Annotated in this window: 11 protein-coding genes; 9 read left to right on the forward strand and 2 right to left on the reverse strand. The window is 49.0% G+C overall.

The genetic code is table 11. From position 1 onward, the window contains the following. Window positions 1-233: 233 nt before the first annotated feature. From V5J35_RS17005 to glgX (V5J35_RS17045), 9 genes are all read left to right on the forward strand, one after another. Complete coding sequence (locus tag V5J35_RS17005; protein WP_354008289.1) at window positions 234-2588, forward strand: hypothetical protein; 2355 nt, start codon at window positions 234-236, stop codon at window positions 2586-2588. A gap of 343 nt (window positions 2589-2931) precedes the next feature. Further along, a complete protein-coding gene (locus V5J35_RS17010) occupies window positions 2932-5400 on the forward strand; it encodes a glycogen/starch/alpha-glucan phosphorylase (protein WP_354008290.1) in 2469 nt (822 codons plus the stop codon). 124 nt (window positions 5401-5524) lie between these two features. Continuing rightward, entirely contained in the window at window positions 5525-7753 is a 2229-nt protein-coding gene (gene glgB / locus V5J35_RS17015; RefSeq protein WP_354008291.1) for a 1,4-alpha-glucan branching protein GlgB, read from the forward strand. A gap of 142 nt (window positions 7754-7895) precedes the next feature. After that, a complete protein-coding gene (glgX, locus tag V5J35_RS17020) occupies window positions 7896-9989 on the forward strand; it encodes a glycogen debranching protein GlgX (RefSeq protein WP_354008292.1) in 2094 nt (697 codons plus the stop codon). A 332-nt stretch (window positions 9990-10321) separates the two neighbouring features. Then, on the forward strand, window positions 10322-11989 hold the full coding sequence (pgm, locus tag V5J35_RS17025) for a phosphoglucomutase (alpha-D-glucose-1,6-bisphosphate-dependent) (protein WP_354008293.1): 1668 nt from the start codon (window positions 10322-10324) through the stop codon (window positions 11987-11989). A 213-nt stretch (window positions 11990-12202) separates the two neighbouring features. Beyond that, window positions 12203-13426 (forward strand): glucose-1-phosphate adenylyltransferase, encoded by a 1224-nt coding sequence (gene glgC, locus V5J35_RS17030; RefSeq protein WP_354008294.1) that lies wholly within the window; start codon window positions 12203-12205, stop codon window positions 13424-13426. Then, on the forward strand, window positions 13416-14876 hold the full coding sequence (glgA, locus tag V5J35_RS17035; protein ID WP_354008295.1) for a glycogen synthase GlgA: 1461 nt from the start codon (window positions 13416-13418) through the stop codon (window positions 14874-14876). Before glgC ends, glgA begins: the two co-directional genes overlap by 11 nt. Before the next feature lie 148 nt (window positions 14877-15024). Continuing rightward, window positions 15025-17223 carry a 1,4-alpha-glucan branching protein GlgB gene (gene glgB / locus V5J35_RS17040; protein WP_354008296.1) on the forward strand — a complete coding sequence of 733 codons (2199 nt, stop codon included), beginning with the start codon at window positions 15025-15027 and terminating at the stop codon, window positions 17221-17223. A gap of 149 nt (window positions 17224-17372) precedes the next feature. Then, on the forward strand, window positions 17373-19589 hold the full coding sequence (gene glgX / locus V5J35_RS17045; protein WP_354008297.1) for a glycogen debranching protein GlgX: 2217 nt from the start codon (window positions 17373-17375) through the stop codon (window positions 19587-19589). Here glgX (V5J35_RS17045) and V5J35_RS17050 read toward each other — a convergent pair. Together V5J35_RS17050 and V5J35_RS17055 are read right to left on the reverse strand one after the other, a co-directional pair. Next, entirely contained in the window at window positions 19569-20402 is an 834-nt protein-coding gene (locus tag V5J35_RS17050) for a methyltransferase domain-containing protein (RefSeq protein WP_354008298.1), read from the reverse strand. The genes glgX (V5J35_RS17045) and V5J35_RS17050 overlap by 21 nt on opposite strands. A gap of 93 nt (window positions 20403-20495) precedes the next feature. Next, the gene (locus V5J35_RS17055; protein ID WP_354008299.1) at window positions 20496-21185 is read right to left on the reverse strand and encodes a DUF2726 domain-containing protein; all 690 of its coding nucleotides are present in this window, start codon (window positions 21183-21185) and stop codon (window positions 20496-20498) included. Between the last annotated feature and the right edge of the window lie 114 nt (window positions 21186-21299).

Raw genomic sequence — 21299 nt, forward strand, 5'->3', positions numbered from 1 at the left:
TAAGTCACAGATAGTTCCTTTTTTCTGCATCATTATTTTAACTCTGGATTGTCTGTAATCGTTTACAGACTTTTAAATAGTGTGAGTAACAAGGAGGCAAAATAACGCAACAGGTCAGGTTTTATGGACTAGTATTTGAAAGGTCTGATTTCAGGCTTTTTTACTATATAAATACTAATTTTTTAACATTTTATGTTCTATAAAAACCATAAAGTTAAAATGGAGTATAACCGTTGTTTGCGATTATTTTATTGCCAGTCTATAGCCTCTTCTTGTCTACGGGTATTCTTGCCTGGGATAAAATAGATGTTTTATGGGGAAGTAATAGCGAGTATCTCCAAAATCCGTTAAATATAAAATTGCACTCTTCATCTTTTTATTCTGAAAACAGAATTGATCTATTCAACACCCTTCCTGTCGATCAATACATCTTACCATCTTCTTATACGACATCTTATTCATGTTTTAAGCATTTTACACCTCAGTCAGGTGATCTGGCAGAGCTTATCAATGACATGGAAAGTCCATGTGTGTTTTATGTGCAGGCAGGCATTTATTTTATTTCAGACACTATTCGTTTAACAAATCAGACGCTGGTCGCTGAACCTTCTGGTTTCAGGGAATGTCGTGAAACGAAGGATAGTTTCCCTTTGTTTAATCAGTTGTCTGGCAGGGCAAATTATAGCCGCTCTTTTGTTGTATCATTAGCGCATAACTCACTTGGGCATATTATAGGTTTCCCCTGGTATCAGTATAAAGAAGTTAAACAGGATAAAATAATAATTGTCCCGGTGATTGATAGTAATCGCCAGCAAAAGAATGAGTGGGTTTATTTACAAAATAATAGTTACCTGTCAGATATTATACTGGTAGGTAGTGATACGAACGATGGCTTTACCGGCGTTGTTTCTGATTTCTCATCCAATACGCTGGGTGAGACAGGCTACCTGGTGATGAGTGCCAGCTGGCTAAACTATTTACAGGCTGAGAGGGGAGGTGGCGATAAGGGAGACAAGAGAAAAGGTCAGACAGGAGGTGAGCCTCCCAGAAAGAAACAGAAAGGATGGGGGTCTTTCAGGCGCAGCAAGAGCCTTAGCTTTTCAGGAGGGGGTGGTGGAAACGGAAGAGATGACGAAGATGATGAAGATAAGAAAAAGAAACCGACAGGTCATATGAATCCCGTATGGGGGGTTATTCCAGTAGGTGTTGCCGGGCTGGATCAGCTATCAATGATACTCAGAGCATTACTGGCTTATCTCTTTATACCGGATAAAACAGCTACTGAATTTATCAGTCGCTTAGGGCATGTTGTTCGCTATCTTCAGCAATCGGTTGTGTCCGGGAATAATGAGAGGTTTATGGAAAACTTACAGGTTCAGCTGGGAGAACGTCTTGGCCTGGACTTAACAGGTTGTACAAACATAGATAGCCTGTTGAATCAGTTATCCAGTCAAACTGAAATTATTCAAAATCGACTTTTACAGCAGCGTGATATTGTCCTTAAAGTTTTAATAGAGAAGTTATTAGCCCACCTGGTTTGGCTAACCCATTCTGACGGTGGCGAAATGCTTGTAGACATTCAAAGTCTGGTTAAGAATTCAACCAGTTCTGCTATAAAGCCCTTGCAGGGAGTAAAAGAAGCGATTAATAAAAATCAGCAAGATATTGTGAAGCATGAGGGGTTAGTCCGCCAGAGAACGATAAAAAATAAACTTGAAGAACTGGAAATAAAAACAAACAAAGGTAGAGATAAAGAAGTTCTGTTAAGGCTGTTTGAAAAATTTCTTGCAATAGAAGCTGGGCAGAAGTTTTACACTGGTGAAGGCAGGGTTATTATTAAAATTTTATCAGAATGTCTTGATGAAAAACAAATTGAACAGCTGTCAATAAAGCTTGGTTTAGGTCGGGTTTACCATCATGATGGACAGTATGAAAGGCTGGAGTCTTTGATTATTAGTTTTTTTGAAAACAGGGGTAAATCTCGAAAATTAATACAAGCGATAGTTGACCTTTTAGGAAAGCGTATGGTGAATGCCGTTGAACGAATCAAGGAGGCTGTTGTTGGAATCTCAACTGTCGATTCTGCAAACCCCGTAGATATAGACACATTACTGGGTCGCATGACGATCTCTTCACCATCTGGTCCGGATACCCCTCCGGCTCCAGACGCTTTCTCTCCGGAATCCGGTAATCACTCTGTTTTGCCGCAACCAGACAGAGATCAGATTATCAGTGGGCTTGAATCCTTTCTTCTGAATAACCAGACTGAAGAAGCCAGTTCAGAGCCGCTGAATCCCCAGGCTATCAATCAACTATCCAGTTTATTAGCCACCTGGCAAGTTATGCAGTTGCACCAACTGTTAAGGGCTGATGACCCCCGGGTTCCGCGCTTCTCTCAGTATGACCCGAATAACATCAGTAATGTGATTCAGGCGTTCTTTGTGTCATACCAGGGGAGAGATGCCTTCCGGGAGCTGGCAATGATGTTATATCAGGTTCTGGAGCAGACTATGGAAGTAGAAGACATTGGGTACCTGCTTCAGGGTTATCTTAAAAACTTCCAGTTTGGTAAAGGAAAGGAAAAATAGCCGGGTTCCTTTTTTACCGTAGAAATTTCTGCAATCGTTTACAAGAGCGAATTTTCTGTTTTGTTCACCAGACAGACAATATGCGGCAGTAGTTGCCATTAGCTTGATCCGGGTCACTTTCGTGTTGGGTAGGACTATCAATTTGCTGAAATTGATAGTTATACTTTGTCGTATAGATGTGGTGAAGGTTCTTTAAGGTGGAATCGTTTACAACCAATAAATACTTTAAACACAGGCTTTCTCAAAGAATAATTTGCAACAAATGCGGAATGACCGGAAATCAGAATTATAATGAACCACAGGTCATGCCATCACGTTTTTGATTAATAGAGAGTGGGATATCATGAGCGCAAACAAGACTGAGCAGTACGCAACTACAACACTTGATGCCGACCAGCTGGCACACAGCATCAAGCGCCACTTGCAGCAGTCTCTGGGTGTTGATCTGGAGGAGGCTGGGCCGGCCGAATACTGGGAGGCACTAAGCCTGGTCGTTCGGGAACAGGGTCTGGATTTAATTCGCAAAACCCGACACAAAGAGCGTGATGAAAAAGCACGTCGGGTCTACTACCTGTCTTTAGAGTTCCTCGTTGGCCGTCTGCTGGGGAACAACCTGCATAACCTGGGTATTTATCATCAGGCTGAAGAAGCCATGGCGAACCTGGGCGTCAATCTGTCAGATGTTCTGGAACATGAAACCGACCCGGCTCTGGGTAATGGTGGTCTTGGCCGACTGGCGGCCTGCTTTATGGACTCGCTGGCCACGCTGGATCTGCCAGCCTTCGGCTATGGTATTAACTACCGTTTTGGTCTGTTCAAACAGGACTTTGCCGGTGGCAAACAGGTGGAAAGCCCTGATGCCTGGAGAGAGGAATCATGTCCATGGGGTATTGAACGTCCCAAGCGCAAGCAACTGATCAAGCTGTACGGTCGGGTGACTGAAAGGGCTGGCAAAGCCGTCTGGGAAGATACCCAGGAAATTCTGGGTATGCCCTGGGATGTGCCGGTGACCGGTTATGGCACTGATACGGTGAATACACTGCGCCTTTGGGAGAGTCGTGCCGCAGAAGGCTTTGACCTGTCCAGTTTCGATGAGGGCCGTTACCAGGAATCCCGGTCTGGTGAAATTCAGGCTGAAAACGTTAGTCAGGTGTTGTATCCAAACGACAACCACCCGGCAGGTAAAGAGCTGCGACTGATTCAGCAGTATTTCTTTGTCGCCTGTTCCATTGCCGACCTTATTGCCCGTTACAAGCGTGAAAACGGTGACAACTGGGATGGCTTTGCCGAAAAAGTAGCCATTCAGCTGAACGACACTCACCCGGCTATCGCTGTACCAGAGCTGATGCGCATCCTGATGGATGAAGAAGACATTGTTTTCAGCAAGGCGTTGTCTATCTGTCGTGAGGTGTTCTCTTACACCAACCACACCCTGTTGCCGGAAGCGCTGGAAAAATGGCCGCAGAACCTGATTACTAAAGTGCTGCCCCGCCATATGCAGATCATTCACATGATCAACTACCACTTCCTGCATACTGAAGTGGAGACCCAGTGGCCGGGTGATAACAACATGAAACGTCGCCTGTCTATTATCGAGGAGCCTGAGCGTCCCGGAGGTCAGCAGATGGTTCGCATGGCGTACCTGTCTGTTGTGGGTAGTCATAAGGTCAATGGTGTTGCTGCACTGCACTCTGGTCTGGTGAAAACCACACTGTTCCCTGAGTTCAATGAACTGTGGCCGGACAAACTGGTGAATGTGACCAACGGTGTAACTCCCCGTCGCTGGCTGGATTACTGCAACCCTGAACTGGCCAAACTGATTGATGACACGATTGGGAAGGACGAAAAGGCTGACTGGCGCAAAGACCTGAGCAAGCTGGATGCCATTAACGCCTATGCCGATGACCCTGCGTTCCAGAAGAAGTTTGCAGCCATCAAGCACAACAACAAGATTCGTTTTGCTGCGGTGGTGAAAGAGCTGTGTAATATCGATATCAGCCCGGATGCTATCTTCGATGTGCAGATTAAACGTCTGCATGAGTACAAGCGCCAACAGCTGAACCTGCTGCACATAATGGCTCTGTACCGTCGCCTGCTGGATAATCCGGACCTGGATGTACCACAGCGGGTGTTTATTTTTGGAGCCAAGGCAGCACCCGGCTATAAGGTGGCAAAAACCATTATTCATGCGATTAACCGTGTTGCCGAGCGTGTAAACAACGACCGTCGGATTAAAGACAAGCTGAAGGTGGTTTTTTTACCTAACTATCGTGTCAGCCTGGCAGAGAAAATTATCCCGGCTGCCGATGTGTCTGAGCAGATCTCTACCGCCGGCTTTGAGGCGTCCGGTACCGGCAATATGAAGTTTGCCCTGAACGGCGCTCTGACCGTAGGTACGCTTGATGGTGCGAACGTTGAGATTGCGGAAGAAGTCGGCGACGACAACATCTTTATCTATGGCCTGACCGTGGAAGAAGTGGCTGAACTGCGTCATCGCGGTTACAACCCTAAGGATGTCTACAACAGCAATGCGGAACTGAAAGCCGTGATCGACTGGCTGGCGTCTGGTGACCTGTGTCCTGAAGAGCCTGATGCCTTCCGTCCGCTGGTGGATTCACTGCTGGGTGGTGATTACTTCCTGACCCTGGTGGATTATCAGGCCTACAGCGATGCTCATGACAAGATCGTTGAGACCTGGAATAAACCGGAACTGTGGTGGAAGATGGCAATCATCAATACCGCATCCATGGGTAAATTCTCTTCTGACCGTTCCATTATGGATTATGCGAAAACCATCTGGAACATGGCGTAATATAGCTGCGCTATCCAGAGTGGTCAGGCATTTATGACTGTACTGTCGTCATCCCCGCGAAGGCGGGGATGACGATGATTAAAACGGTATAGTTCCCCTTCTCTTGTTCATTTCTGTTTCTGCCATGACAAATTCTATCGAGTCTCTGCTTGAGGATCTCAAGGATGGATGTTGCTCCCGGCCATTTGATGTATTGGGTATTCATGATGTGGCTGCCGGGGCTCCCGACAGTCAGTCCTCAGGAAATGGGAAAGTCATAAGGGTATGGAGACCCGATGCCCTGACGGTTCGTCTGATTGACCTTGCCAGTGACGAACTGGCCGGTGAAATGCTTCAGGTTGCCAGCGGTCTGTTTGAGCTGACTCTGGATGCCAGCAGTACGCTGTGCTTTTATCGACTGGAAATCCAGAGCAAAGAACAGCAGTCGTTTACCTTTATCGATCCATGGCAGTTTGGTGATCACGTATTCAATCCGGTGTTTGTTGAACCCTATCGTTCATATCGCTACATGGGCGCCCGGCTGGTCAATATTCCTGCCGTGTCCGGACACGATGTCCAGGGTGTTATGTTCCGGGTTTATGCGCCCCATGCGCGCAGTGTTGCAGTGGTCGGCAGCTTTAACGGCTGGGATGCCCGGCTGCATCCCATGCAGGGCTGTGATGACGGGATATGGCGACTGTTTATCCCTCATCTGTGTGCCGGTGACCTGTATAAATTCGAATTAAGAAATGCCGATGGAGAGCTGTTGCCTCATAAGTCGGACCCTTATGGTTTTTATGTGGAACAGCCGCCCGGCAATGCATCCATTGTTTACGATCAGGAGCGCTATCGCTGGCAGGATCAGGACTGGCAACATCAGGGGCAACAGAATCAGCCCATGAGCATTTATGAGGTTCATCTGGGGTCGTGGCGCAGGGAACAGCAGTTTGATGGAGAAAAACGCTGGCTGACCTATCAGGAACTGGCCAATGAACTGATTCCTTATGTGGTCGAACAGGGATTTACACATATAGAACTGTTGCCGCCTATGGAGCATCCGTTTAGTGGTTCCTGGGGTTATCAGCCAGTGGGCTTGTACGCGCCAACCAGTCGTTTTGGTTCACCGGATGACTTTAAGTCTCTGGTGGATCGTTGTCACCAGAGTGGGCTGGGGGTGATTCTGGACTGGGTGCCTGCACATTTTCCCTCAGACCCACACGGTCTGGGACGTTTTGACGGAACGCCCCTGTATGAATACGCTGACCCGAAGCGGGGCTGGCATCCCGACTGGCAGACGCATATCTATGACTATGGTAAGCCTGCGGTACGTGACTTCCTGATCAGTAATGCCCTGTTCTGGCTGGACTGTTTTCATATTGACGGTCTTCGGGTTGATGCCGTGGCCTCCATGCTTTATCTGGATTATTCCCGGTCAGAGGGCGAATGGGAGCCGAATATCCATGGTAGCAACGAGCATCTGGAAGCCGTTGATCTTCTTAAACGATTGAATGAAACCGTTTATGGTCATTATCCTGAGGCTGTCACCATTGCAGAAGAGTCGACCAGCTGGCCTGGTGTTTCAAAGCCGACGTACGAGAATGGTCTGGGGTTTGGCTATAAGTGGAATATGGGCTGGATGCACGATTCGCTGGAGTATATGAAGCATGAGCCCCAGTATCGGCGCTATCATCATGGGGAACTCATGTTCAGCATGGAATATCACTATTCTGAGCATTTTATTCTGGCACTGTCGCATGATGAAGTGGTACATGGTAAAGGTACCCTGCTCGGGAAAATGCCCGGAGACGACTGGCGTCGCTTTGCCAGTTTACGGGCCTATTATGGCTTTATGTTTGCCCATCCCGGCAAGAAACTGCTGTTTATGGGAGCAGAAATCGGCAGCCTGATCGAGTGGAACCATGATGATCAACTGGACTGGGCATTGTTAGCTGAAAAAAGTGAACGGGGCAATTTCAGTCGTGGTCTGCAACAGCTGGTCAGGGATTTGAACAAGTTGTATCGTAAACATCCTGCCCTGTATCAGTCGGACTATGACACCTGGGGGTTCAGCTGGGTTATTGGCGATGATACTGAACAGAGTGTTTATGCCTTTCTTCGCAGAGGAGGCAGTCAGTCACCCATTCTGGTCGTCTGTAACTTTACACCGGAGGTTCGTCATCACTACCGGGTTGGTGTACCGAATGTCGGGCAGTGGTATGAGCTGATCAATACCGATGGCTCCTGTTATGGTGGCAGTGGCGTGATTAATGCTGGTAGTTTGCAAACAGAGTTTGTCGAAGCTCATGGTTATGAACAATCGCTGATGTTAACGTTGCCCCCTCTGGGGACGGTTTTTTTAATTCCTGATTATTGATACGCAGACAGTGATCTGTCTGCCTGTGCATTATTTTACAATGACTGAACAAACCAAATTTCTGCCAAACGCAGCTTGCCAAAATAAGGCTGTGGGTTATGGGACTGCTCCTGGACGTCCGGAGTTGCAGGGAGCAACTTTGATGAAACAGGGCGAACACAGCCTTTTAGTGGCTTCTGTGGAACAGGCTGACGGCGTTAATTTTTCGGTGTATGCCCCTCAGGCTCAGGGGATAGAGCTTTGCCTGTTCAGCCAGGAGAATCAGGAGACCCGTTTAGCCATGCTGCCTTCCGCCATGGGAGTCTGGCATCTGTTTGTTAAAGGCGTCAGTGCCGGTCAGTGCTACGGTTACCGGGCGGATGGTCAGTGGCATCCGGACCTCAGCCCCCGCTTTAACAATCGTAAGTTGCTGCTTGACCCTTACAGTCGTGAAGTCAGGGGAGAAGTCAGCTGGCATCCGGCACTGTTTGATTACTCAATCTCCAAATCAACCGGGGCCTGGAAAATCAGTGAGATTGACAGTGCCGGTGTGATGCCAAGAAGTGTGGTCAGGGAGCGTGAGTTTGACTGGCAGCAGGTGGGCAAACCCGGCACTAGTCGTACAGACAGTATTATCTATGAACTGCACGTCAAAGGCTTCTCCATACAGAACAAAGCCATACCCGAACACCTTCGTGGCACTTATCTGGGTTTAAGTCATCCGGCGTCTGTTGCCTATCTGAAACAGCTGGGGGTGACTGCTGTAGAGCTGTTGCCTGTTACGTCCCGTGTCAGTGAAGAACGGCTGGATACTATGGGGTTAAGTAATTACTGGGGCTATAACCCGCTCTGCCTGATGGCACCGGAACCCTCGCTGGCTGTTGACGATCCGGTTACAGAGATGAAAACCATGGTCAGGGAGCTGCACCGTGCCGGCATTGAAGTGATTCTGGATGTGGTCTTTAACCATACCTGTGAGAGTGGTCACGGTGGCCCGAGCCTCAGCCTGCGGGGGCTGAGTGAACGGGACTATTATCTGGTTGACGAAACCATCGACGTCCGTGGTCATAAGCAGATCGACAGTGTTAACTATACCGGTTGCGGCAATACCATGAACTTTGATTGCCCGCAGACCCTGAAGCTGACCATGGATGCCCTGCGTTGCTGGGTCGAAGAATACCAGATTGATGGTTTCCGTTTTGACCTGGCTCCCACCATGGCACGCCAGGGACGTGTATTCCGTCAGGACAGTGCATTCTTCCAGGCCATTTACCAGGATCCGGTGCTTTCACAGTGCAAGATGATTGCAGAGCCCTGGGATATAGGCCCTGAAGGTTATCGTCTGGCTGGTTTCCCCCGTGAATGGCAGGAGTGGAACGACCGTTACCGTGATGGTATTCGCTCATTCTGGCGAGGCGACAGTCAACGTGTCGCTGATATTGGATGGCGTATGGTGGGGTCGGTAGATGTATTTGGAAATCACCGGCCAATCGGCAGTATCAATTATATTTGCAGTCACGACGGGTTTACACTTAACGATTTAGTCTCTTATGAACACCGTCATAATCTTGCCAATGGTGAACAAAATCGTGACGGTGATGCCCATAATTACTCCTGTAACTATGGCGTGGAAGGACATACGACACATTCACCCATTCTGGCCAGACGGCAGAGAGCAAAGCGCAATATGCTGGCAACCCTGATGCTGTCCAGAGGAACGCCGATGCTGATGGCCGGGGATGAATTTGGTAATACCCAGGATGGCAATAACAACGCCTATTGTCAGGATTCGGAACTGTCCTGGCTCGACTGGTCCTGGCAGGACGATGAATCGGCCTGGCTGGAAAAAGACCTGCAGGCTTTTACCGCCAGTCTGATCGCATTACGTAAAACACACCCATTGCTACAGGGCGACGGTGGTCGAAAAAATGTCTGCTGGATGGATCGACATGGTGCTCAGCTGAATGAACATCAGTTGGGGCAGGTTAAAGGCGGCTGTCTCGGCCTGAAGGTGATGGCGTCAGAATCTGGCCCGGAAACAGACTCGGGAACAGAAGAGCCGCATACACTGTACATCCTGATGAATAACGAAAAAGTTAACCGCCGGTTTACATTCGCTGACAGACACAACCAGAGTTTCTGGTTTACCCTTCTGGACACCTCCCGGCCAGATCTGGTCAATCGGGAAGTTCTGCTGACCAGAGGCTGGCACCTAGTTGCCGAACACAGTCTGGTGATTGTTGAGGAAAGAGGTTAGCTTGGGTAAGTCGTTGAAATTATTTGATATAAGCTGGCGTTTGCTAGGTGTGTTCACTTATAATCAGAGGTAATAACCGTTGGTGAATTCGCTGGTTATAAAGAGTATTTTATACATCAGTTGTCGTATATTTCGGGTGACTAATAACACCTCAACGAATGCACCGCTGGCTGTAACTTTATATTGACGATCAATCTGTCTGAAGTGATGGCTTCCTGTTCAAGGTATGGAAGCACTCACAGAAAAACTGAGTACACGGGAAATATCGTTGTCACATAAATCTGATACGGTCATTTCCCGGTAGATATAGCTGTAAAAATCAGGAACCTCTCATGCATCCGCTAGCAGGCAAAATTGCTACAGACGATATTCTGGCCAACATTCCACGACTGGTCAGTGACTATTACACCATCAGCCCTGACCCAGCGGTTTCAGCCCAGCGCGTGCAATTCGGAACCTCCGGTCACCGTGGAACCTCTTCTCAGGCGACTTTCAATGAAGCTCACATTCTGGCCGTAAGCCAGGCGATCTGTGAATACCGCAGAGACCAGGGCATTACCGGTCCAATGTTTGTCGGCATGGACACTCACGCCCTGTCAGAACCTGCATTGATCAGCGCTGTGGAAGTGTTTGCTGCCAACCAGGTGGATGTGCGCATCCATGAAGGTCGTAGTTACACGCCGACTCCGGTTATTTCCCACGCCATTGTCAGCTTTAATCGTGACAGCTCTAATCGAAACAATCATCAAAACAAGAACCTTCAGGCTGACGGCGTTGTTATCACCCCGTCGCACAACCCGCCAGAAGACGGTGGCTTTAAATATAATCCTCCACATGGTGGTCCCGCCGGCACAGACGTTACCAACTGGGTACAGGATCGCGCCAACGAGCTGATTGCACAGGGTCTGAAAGATGTTAAACGTCTGACGTTTACTGACGCCCTGGCATCGGATTATGTGACTGAATACGACTACGTGACGCCGTATGTCAATGATCTGGAAAATGTTGTGGACATGGAAGCGATCCGCAAAGCCGGCCTGAAAATTGGTGTAGACCCTCTGGGTGGTTCCGGCCTCTATTTCTGGGAGCCTATTGCCGAGCGTTATGGTCTGGACATTGAGCTGGTAAGTCGCAAAGTCGACCCGACCTTCTCATTCATGCATGTTGATAAAGACGGCAAAATACGCATGGATTGTTCTTCTGCCTGTTCCATGGCGGGTCTGATCAACATGAAAGACAGCTTTGACATCGCTTTTGGTAATGACCCTGACTTTGACCGTCACGGTATTGTTACCAGAACCCATGGCCTGCTGAACCCAAACCATTACCTTGCTGTTGCGATTGACTATCTGTATCGCCATCGTGAAGGCTGGCCGAAGTCTGCCCGTATTGGCAAAACACTGGTGTCCAGCAGCATTATTGGCCGTGTGGCTGAAGGCCTGGAGCGTGAAGTCTGTGAAGTGCCGGTTGGGTTTAAATGGTTTGTGGACGGCCTGACCTCCGGCGACCTGGCCTTTGGCGGTGAAGAAAGTGCGGGAGCTGCGTTCCTGCGCCGTGATGGTACGACCTGGTGTACGGATAAAGACGGTTTTATTCTGGCTTTGCTGGCCGCAGAAATTACAGCAGTAACGGGTAAGAACCCGGGCGAGTTATACGACGAACTGACTGAAAAGTACGGTTCTCCGGTTTATGAACGCCTGCAGGCTCCGGCAGACAATGACCAGAAAAAAATCCTGTCAGGCATGAATGCGGATATGGTTAAGGCTGAAACCCTTGCGGGTGACCCCATCACTGCCAAAATCACTCATGCCTCCGGAAACGGAGCCGCGATTGGCGGACTTAAGGTGGAAACCGCTAACGGATGGTTTGCTGCCCGTCCTTCCGGTACCGAAGCTGTTTATAAAATTTACACGGAAAGCTTCAAGGGCAAAGAGCATCTGAAGCTGCTTCAGGAAGAAGCTCAGGCAATGGTGTCTGACGTATTCAAGAACGCTGAATAATAACAATCAGATTAAAACCAGAATTTAATAATTGAATAACGATGTAGCCGGAAAGATTTGTTTCCGGCTACGCTCCCGCTTTGCTTCAAATCAGCGGGGGAAGTGGAGCTTTGTTCGAATAACGACATCTGAGCAATAACAGATGCTCGACAAAGACGTTAGGGAAAACAGCAGGATTAATGAAGTATTTTTGCTATTAGGGAGTAGAGTTTAGTGTCTTCAATTCTTTCTATGATTCTTGCCGGGGGCGAAGGGTCTCGTCTGTCACCATTGACCGGGTACCGTGCCAAGCCAGCCGTACCGTTTGGTGGCCAGTATCGTATCATTGACTTTGTGCTGAGTAACTTTGTTAACTCTGACCTGCACAAAATCTATGTGCTGACCCAGTTCAAATCTCACTCGCTGAATAAGCATCTCCAGCGCTGCTGGAGGATTGCAGGTCTGTCTGACAAGTTTATTGATACTCTGCCTGCCCAGATGTGGACAGGCCAGGACTGGTATCAGGGTACTGCAGACGCCATTTTCCAGAACCTGCACCTGGTAGAATCCCAGGACCCGGATCAGGTAGCGATCTTTGGTGGCGACCATATCTACACCATGGACGTACGCAAGATGATCAACCTGCATGAAGAGTCTGACGCGGCCCTGACTGTTGCGGCGATCCCTGTACCCGTGGAAGAAGCTTACCACTTTGGCATCATCGAAATTGACGAAAATGGTCGTATGATCGGTTTTGAAGAGAAGCCAAAGAGCAATCCAAAAACGATTCCGGGTAACCCGGACTATGTTCTGGCTTCCATGGGTAACTACATTTTCGAGCGTAAGTGCCTGGAACGTGTTCTGCGTGAAGACCATCTGAACGAAGAATCCAGTCACGACTTTGGTAAGGACATCATTCCAAAGCTGTTCCCGAAAGAGAAAGTGATGGTTTACAACTTCGCGGAGAACGAAGTACCGGGTAGTGACAAGAGCGGCTACTGGCGCGATGTGGGTACGCTGGACGCATACTGGGAAGCCAATATGGACTTGCTGTCTGCTAATCCACCGATTGACCTGCACAACCTGAAGTGGCCAATCAATACCTATGTTCCACCATTCCCGCCAGCTCTGATCGCTTACAATCGTGATTCCCGTGAAGGACAGATCAATCAGTCAATGATTGGCACTGGTTGTATCTTCAACGATGTGTTTATGGATCACTCCGTTGTCGGCTACAACGTTGAAATTGGTAAGCAGGCGCATGTCTCTGATTCTGTAATTCTGCCGAACGTAAAGATCGGTGCAGGCTGTGAAATCCGCAAAGCCATCATCGACAAGCGAGTTGAGATTGCTCCGGGTACCAAGATTGGTGTGAACCTTGAGGAAGATTGCAAACTGTTCAAGGTAACAGACAGCGGCATTGTTGTTATTCCAAGAGGTACCAAGGTTGGCTTCTAACCTGAACTCTGATTTGAATGTCGTTTTCGCGGTGTCCGAATTCGACGGAATCGTTAAAACCGGGGGGCTGGCCGATGCGGCTGGCGCCCTGGCGCCGGTAATGGAAGCTGCCGGTCACCGGGTTAAGGTGATCATGCCCGCCTACCGCGCTGCGCTGGGTAAGGTGGAAACCGTGTCCATCGCAGGCGGCGGTGTACGTATGAATCATAATGAAACCCTGTGGTTCGGGATTCGTCATGGTCAGTTCCGTGGTACCGATGTGTACTTTATTGAGTACGATGAATTCTTTGGCCGTGGTGGCATCTACGGTGAGGGTGGTCAGGGCTATCACGACAACAGTCGTCGCTTTGCTTTCTTCAGCAAGGCGGTTCTGGAAACCTGCCGTATCCTGGGTTTCAAGCCGGACGTCGTACATTGCCATGACTGGCAGACAGCGCTGTTGCCTTATTACCTGAGAGTGGATGAGTGTGGCAATCCTTTCTTTGCGGATACCCGGTCACTGCTGACGATTCATAATGCGGCTTATCAGCAGAAAACCGATGTTTCCCAGATTGATAGTCTGGGCATCGGCTGGCGCTACTACAACCCGGCCTGCTTTGAAGACTTCGGCATGATCAATATTCTCAAAGGTGGTATCGCCTTTGCGGACAAGATCAATACAGTGAGTCCTCAGTATGCCAGGGAACTGCTGACACCTCTGGGTTCTCATGGCCTGATGGAAAGCTTCAAACGCCGGGAAACGGATTTGTCCGGTATTTTGAATGGTTGCGATTATACACAGTGGAATCCTGAAACCGATACGCTGATTCCGGCACACTTTTCCCGGACTAACCGCTCCGGTAAAGCGGAGTGTAAAGCGGCACTGCAGCAACGTATGGGCCTGCCGGTTGATCATCATAAGCCGGTTTACGGACTGGTCAGCCGTCTGGCTGAACAGAAAGGTTTTGATTACCTGATTCCGGCATTGTGGCGTTTCCTGCACAACGATGTGCAGGTGGTTCTGCTGGGTTCTGGTGAACCGCATACGGCAGCGGCCCTGGAAGAGCTGGCTCATGCATTTCCGGACAAATGCCGTTTTTATAATGGCTTTGAGAATCAGCTGGCACACTGGATTGAGGCTGGCTCTGACTTCTTCCTGATGCCATCACTGTTTGAGCCATGTGGGCTTAACCAGATATACAGTCTGAAATACGGCACCCTGCCGATCGTCAGACGCGTTGGGGGACTGAGTGATACGGTGGCAGGGTTTGCTGAACACAATGAAAAGGGAACCGGCTTTGTGTTCAACAGTACGGACCCACAGGAACTCTTTGACTGTCTGCAAACGTCTCTGCACGTTTATTACCAGCATGAGCTGTTCAGCCAGTTGCAAGATAATGCCATGAGCAAGAGCTTTACCTGGGAACAGGCTGCTGATACGTATTGCTCGGTGTATCACTCTCTTCGATGACAATGCAAGGTGGGTCATCCGGACTCCTTGCCTGAGGTGACGACACTGCATTTCCAGTCCATAACTGTTTAACAGGAAAATCCTGCCTTTGGGGAACCCGATGTTCGGGTCCCCCAATGTCAGTGGAGTGACGAGGATAATTTATCCAATGAATATTGCTGTTCAATCGACAATACCTGCCGTAGAGCAGGAACTGGGGCAAGTGCTTTGTGCTTGCCCTTTCTCTTATCTGGGTCTGCATAAAGCGACTGATAATAAAGGTCTGGTGCTACGGGTATGGCGTCCGGATGCTGACGATATTACGGTTATCGAGCAGCCTTCCGGTAAAAAGCTGGGCAATATGCAGCGTTTTGAATCGGGTTTGTTTGAGCTGCACCTGCCGCGCCGTCGCAAGCTGTTTAATTATGAGCTGAGCGTTACCAGCGAAGGCGGACACACTTTTCGGGTGTATGACCCTTACCAGTTTGGTCAATACATTCTGCGTGAAGAACATGTGGATTATGATGCCCTGCATCGTCATCAGGGCGCTCACCTGATCACGCACGCCCTGAACGCTAAACGTCAGGTAAAAGGTGTATTGTTCCGTGTGTATGCACCGAATGCCCGTTCCGTCAGCCTGGTGGGTAATTTCAATAACTGGGATGGCCGTTTACATCCTATGGCCAGTGCGGATGATGGTGTCTGGCGCCTGTTTGTTCCGGGTTTGACGGCCGGTGACCTCTACAAGTATGAGATTCATGACAAGGATGGCAATAAACTGCCATTAAAGGCTGACCCGTTTGGCACTTACTCTGAACAGTGGCCCGGTCTTTCTTCTATTGTCCATGATGACAGCAGATACCAGTGGAAAGACAGCCAGTGGATGAAGCAGCGTGGCGAGTTGTACGACAAGCCAATGTCTGTTTATGAGGTGCATGCCGGTTCCTGGCGTCGTAAAGACGGCAACATCATCATGAACTACCGTGAGCTGGCAAAAGAGCTGGTGCCGTATGTTAAAAAGATGGGCTTTACCCATATTGAGCTAATGCCAGTCAGCGAGCACCCTCTGTATGAGTCATGGGGTTATCAGCCTGTCGGTATGTTTGCCGTCACCAGTCGTTACGGCAGCCCGGACGACTTCAAGTTCTTTGTCGACCAGTGCCACAAGGCGGGCATTGGTATCATTCTGGACTGGGTGCCTGCACACTTCCCGAACGACGACCATGGTCTGGTAAAGTTTGATGGTTCTGAAGTGTATGAACATCCGGATCCCCGTCGTGGCTGGCATCCGGACTGGAAGACTTGTATCTATGACTTTGGCAAGCCGTTTGTTCAGGACTTTCTGATCAGTAGTGCGCTGTACTGGCTGGAGGAATACCACATCGACGGCCTGCGGGTTGATGCGGTAGCGTCGATGCTGTACCTGGACTATTCCCGTAACGACGGTGAATGGGAGCCAAACCGTAATGGTGGTAACGAGAACCTGGAAGCGATTCACTTCCTGAAGCGTTTCAACCAGACGGTTTACGAACGTTTCCCGACGGCAATGACCATTGCTGAAGAGTCCACTAGTTATCCCGGCGTTTCCAGGCCTCTGTACGACGATGGTCTTGGATTTGGCTACAAGTGGAACATGGGCTGGATGCATGACTCCCTGGAGTACATGAAAAAGGAACCGGTTCATCGTCCGTATCATCATGGCCAGATAACCTTCAGTACGGTGTATGCCTTCAGCGAAAATTTTGTTCTTTCCTTGTCTCACGATGAAGTGGTCTATGGCAAAGGCACTCTGCTGACGCGCATGCCGGGGGATGACTGGCAGAAGTTTGCCAACCTTCGGACTTACCTGTCCTTTATGTGGACGCATCCGGGCAAGAAACTGCTGTTCATGGGGTGTGAGTTTGGCAGCTGGAACGAGTGGAACCATCACCAGTCACTGGACTGGCATCTGGTGGACGACAAAGACAGCCCCCACAGCGGTGTGCAGAAGCTGGTTCAGACCCTGAACAAACTGTATAAGTCTGAGCCTTCGCTGCATGAAAGGGATCTTTGCTACAAAGGTTTCCAGTGGCTGGTACACGACGATTACCAACAGAGTGTACTGGCTTATGTGCGCTTCTGTAACGATGGTCGTCCGATTGTTGTCATCAACAATCTGACGCCGGTTGTTCGCCATGATTACTGTGTGGGTGTTCCGGCAGCGGGTGAATATAAACTGTTGTTGAACTCTGATGACAAGAGCTTTGGTGGCAGTGATGTATCTGCGGGTAGAAAGTTTGTGTCTGAAGCGGTCGAACATCATGGACAGGAGCAGAGCCTGAAGCTGACCTTGCCGCCTCTGGCGACAGTGATGCTTAAGTTGAAGTAATGCGGAAGGTTGGGGCGAGCTTTTGCTCTTCCCAACCAACAGCACACTGGATTACACTGGTTTCGTAGATAGTAAATGCCTGTTAAAAAACGACGGGTACGCAGGATCAAGTAAAAAATAAAAACGTAAAAGTACAAGGAACTGGTTGTATGAGCAGTGTTAACATACATCCCGCTGCCAGCTATGAGCTGGGCGCACGGTTTTATTCTCAATACCCCCTGAATAAAAGCCTGTCGGGTGTGCAGTTTGCTCTTTCTGCCCCCGGAGCGCATAACGTTGAACTTTGCCTGTTTGATGATGACAACAGGGAAGTAAAAATCACCATCCCGAATCAATACCCTTATTTACGTAACGATGTCTGGCGTCTGTTTGTTCCCGGTATAAAGCCCGGTCAGCATTATGGTTACAGGGTTCATGGCGAATGGAACCCTCAGGCCGGACAGCGGCACAACCCGGCGAAGCTGCTGATTGACCCTTATGCCCAGCAGTTAAACGGTGAGTTGCAATGGAATGACTCACTGTTTGATTACACCCTGGGTGAGAATGAAGAGTGGCAAATCAATGATCTGGACAGTGCCGGGTACATGCCTAAGTCTGTTGTCGTTGAGCATGAGTTTGACTGGGAGAATGTTCCCCCCCCTGCCCACCCGATGGCACGTTCCATTATTTATGAACTTAACGTGCGTGGCTTTACCATGCAGCACCCGGGGGTTCCGGAGGAGCTGAGGGGAACTTATCTGGGCTTATGCCAGCCAGCCGTCATTGATTACCTGAAAAAGCTGGGAGTGACGACTGTAGAGTTGCTGCCTGTCACCAGCTTTGGCTCTGAGCACCGTCTTGATAACCAGGGACTTGATAATTACTGGGGTTATAATCCGCTGGCATTAATGGCTCCCGAAGCTTCTATGGCTGTCGAAGACCCGGTGAATGAGTTAAAGACCATGGTCAAATGCCTGCATCAGGCAGGTATCGAAGTGATACTCGATGTTGTGTTCAACCACACGACAGAAGGAGGAAATGATGGCCCGTGCCTGAGTTTAAGGGGTATTGATAACCAGGGGTACTACCTGTTGCACGACCGGAACCCTGAAGTCAGCATTAACCATTCAGGCTGTGGTAATACCCTGAAGGTTGAAAACCCGCTGGTCATGAAACTGGTCACTGACACCCTTAGAATGTGGGTGCAGGAATACCATATCGACGGCTTTCGTTTTGATCTGGCGCCAGGACTTGGGCGTAAAAACTGGCACTATGACAGCAACAGTCCATTCTTTCAGACGATCTATCAGGATCCTGTTTTGAGTTCTGTTAAATTGATCGCCGAACCCTGGGATTTAGCTCAGGATGGTTATCAGCTGGGGAATTTCCCAAGACCCTGGTCGGAATGGAATGATCGCTACCGTGACTGTGTTCGCTCTTTCTGGCGCGGTGATCAGGGCTTGCTGGGACAAATGGCTGAGCGATTGTGCGGGTCTTCTGATATTTATCGCTGGAAGGGCAGGGCGCCTTCCGCCAGTATCAACTATGTCTGCAGTCATGACGGTTTCACTTTGCACGATCTGGTGTCGTATAGCCATAAGCACAACGAAGCCAATGGTGAACACAATCGCGATGGCGATGAACACAATTTTTCCTGGAACTGTGGCTCTGAGGGAGAGACTAATGATGCCCGCATTATTGCCCTGAGAGAACGTTACAAGCGCAGCCTGCTGGCAACCCTGTTTCTGTCAAACGGTGTTGTTATGATTCAGGCCGGTGATGAGTTTGGTAACACCCAGGGCGGCAATAATAATGCATACTGCCAGAACAATCCGACGGGCTGGCTGGACTGGAGCTGGCTGAACAATAAAACCGCTGAACAGCAGAGAAACTATCAGTTGATGCGGTTTGTACGTTTATTGATCAGGTCGAGAAAGGATAACGGTGTGTTGACCCGGGATCGTTTTCTGTGCGGCATTGAAGAAGACCCGGAAAACTATGAAGTGCTGTGGCGTTCAATGGATGGCAGGCTGATGCGTTCGGGGGACTGGCAAAACCCCAGAAACCAGAGCCTGTTCCTGCATCTTCTGGGTGATCAGTCTGAGCCATGCGAATGCAACTTTCTGGTTTTGTTTAACTCAGGAGTTCGGGAGCAGGTGTTTAAGCTACCCGGGGTTGATAGCCTGAAAAAGCGGGAATGCTTGCTGGATACGTCGCAAAGTCAGGTGTTTTCAGAGCTTCCGGATTTTACCGGGCATGAAAAGGTTAAGGTATTGCCTCACAGTGTGATGATTCTGAAAGATGAGTGTTTGCAGGATTGCCCCGTCATGGAGAAAAAAGAGGGCGGACAAGCCATTGTCTCACAGTTATTGCCTGATTATCACTAGGCTGCTGGGCTGGTTAAACAGCTTCTTTCCTTTGAGTTGCAGGGTGTTTGCCCGAATGCAGTACAGCAGCTTTTGTTGTACGGCATTCGGTTGCTGACTTAACTCTGTACTTAGCATAAAGCATCCGAACTCCAGCAAATCTTTCTCGCTGCCCCAGATTTCAGTGAGATCCAGATAACCTGGAAGCAGGGTTTCCTCTACATGCAGCCCAAGCTCTTTCAGGTCGTTCATCAAATCAATGGTACAGTAATGTTGGTTTAGTGGTGAGGCATTGGCGGGCAGAATCGCCTTAAAGGGATGATGGAGCAAGTGTAATGCGCTGGGCAATTGAACAAACATGACCAGAATTCCGGATTCATTTAACCCTTTCATGGCTGCTTTAATGTGTTGCCGGGCAGGTTGTAGCCAGTAAATGGAGTGGGACATCAGGATGATATCCCACCGGGGCTGTAATACGGTTTCCGGGGTGAAGGACTCAGAACTAAGCTCCAGCCGATCTGTAAACTGACGAACGTTGTCGTGTAAGTAGTGGAAATGATCTGCATTCGGCTCAAAGGCGGCGTAAAAACCAGGTTTTGCTTTTGCCCGCAAAAGAAAATTTCTGGTGAAAATTCCCTTGGCAGGACCTATGTCCAGTAAGCTGAACGTCCCGGAATCGTAGCCGGTCAGCAGTTCTACCATGGCACTGATCATCGATTCATATTCATGTGACAATGAGTGAACCAGCTGGAAGGTTTCTGCGTATCTCTGTTTTGTTAATGGGACAGGCTTGTTAATTTGTATGAGCTGGCCATTCTCCACTAAAACGTTCATAAAAAGTCATTCCGGAGGTTACTGGCACTTAAGATAGTCCAGATTCCTGCCTTTGCTTAACAGGAGTTTAACCTCTGATTCGTTAGCGCATACTTAACCGGAGTGCTTTTTAAGTTTTGCTCCTTTGCAGTCTGGATACTGGGAGCAGACCCAGCATTCCTCACCAGTGTGGGAGCCTTTGTTGATGGTTTTCAGCACCATGGGGTACTGGCACTTCGGGCAGAACGGTGATGTGCCTGTTTCTTCTTCCTGTAGCTGCTCGCCTGGTTGTTCGTTTGGTTGCTCGCTTGGTTGAGTGCTGGGTAATTCGAACTCATCGATACCACAGGCACCAAGCACTTCCTGACGCAGACTGGGGACATCTCTGTAGGGTTTGATGTCATATTCAAGCAGTGTCAGTCCGGCAGACTGGCACAGTGTCCGGTATTTCTCATTACTGGCATTATTGCCACCAAGCTTTATAACGCAAAGTACGTCCATGTTACGACGATGACAGACGACGAAATCAAAGCGCTCATTCCTGAATTTTCTTAACAGGGCTTTTCCGCCACCTTTACCTTTAAGAACATCGCTGACAGGCATAGCAGGAAAAATAATCAGATGACTGCGAACGGCAATATCGAGTTGTCCGAGAAATGCACGAAACTCTGGATTAAATAAGGGTTCTTTGCATTCAAGTTGAGCTGGTCTTAGACGTAGCCAGAGAACAACAATCAGTGCCAGCACAATAAAACCGACAGCAGCTGGCATAATCAATGGATGATCCAGAGTCACTAGGGTCACTGCATTACCTGTACAAACAGTTGAAGATGCAGGTATTGTGACACAGTTATGACAAGCTGACAGCTACTCAGGCACAGATATTGAGCAACCGACCAGTTTGGGCCTGAAAAATGA

The organism is Endozoicomonas sp. NE40 (genome assembly GCF_040549045.1).
GTDB classification, from domain to species: domain Bacteria; phylum Pseudomonadota; class Gammaproteobacteria; order Pseudomonadales; family Endozoicomonadaceae; genus Endozoicomonas_A; species Endozoicomonas_A lisbonensis.

Bases quoted from the DNA above. Each gene is read 5' to 3' on its own strand.
- glgX (WP_354008292.1), top strand. From the start codon at position 7,896: ATGAAACAGGGCGAACACAGCCTTTTAGTGGCTTCTGTGGAACAGGCT.
- glgX (WP_354008297.1), top strand. From the start codon at position 17,373: ATGAGCAGTGTTAACATACATCCCGCTGCCAGCTATGAGCTGGGCGCA.
- glgB (WP_354008296.1), top strand. From the start codon at position 15,025: ATGAATATTGCTGTTCAATCGACAATACCTGCCGTAGAGCAGGAACTG.
- glgB (WP_354008291.1), top strand. From the start codon at position 5,525: ATGACAAATTCTATCGAGTCTCTGCTTGAGGATCTCAAGGATGGATGT.
- pgm (WP_354008293.1), top strand. From the start codon at position 10,322: ATGCATCCGCTAGCAGGCAAAATTGCTACAGACGATATTCTGGCCAAC.
- V5J35_RS17050 (WP_354008298.1), bottom strand. From the start codon at position 20,402: ATGAACGTTTTAGTGGAGAATGGCCAGCTCATACAAATTAACAAGCCT.
- V5J35_RS17010 (WP_354008290.1), top strand. From the start codon at position 2,932: ATGAGCGCAAACAAGACTGAGCAGTACGCAACTACAACACTTGATGCC.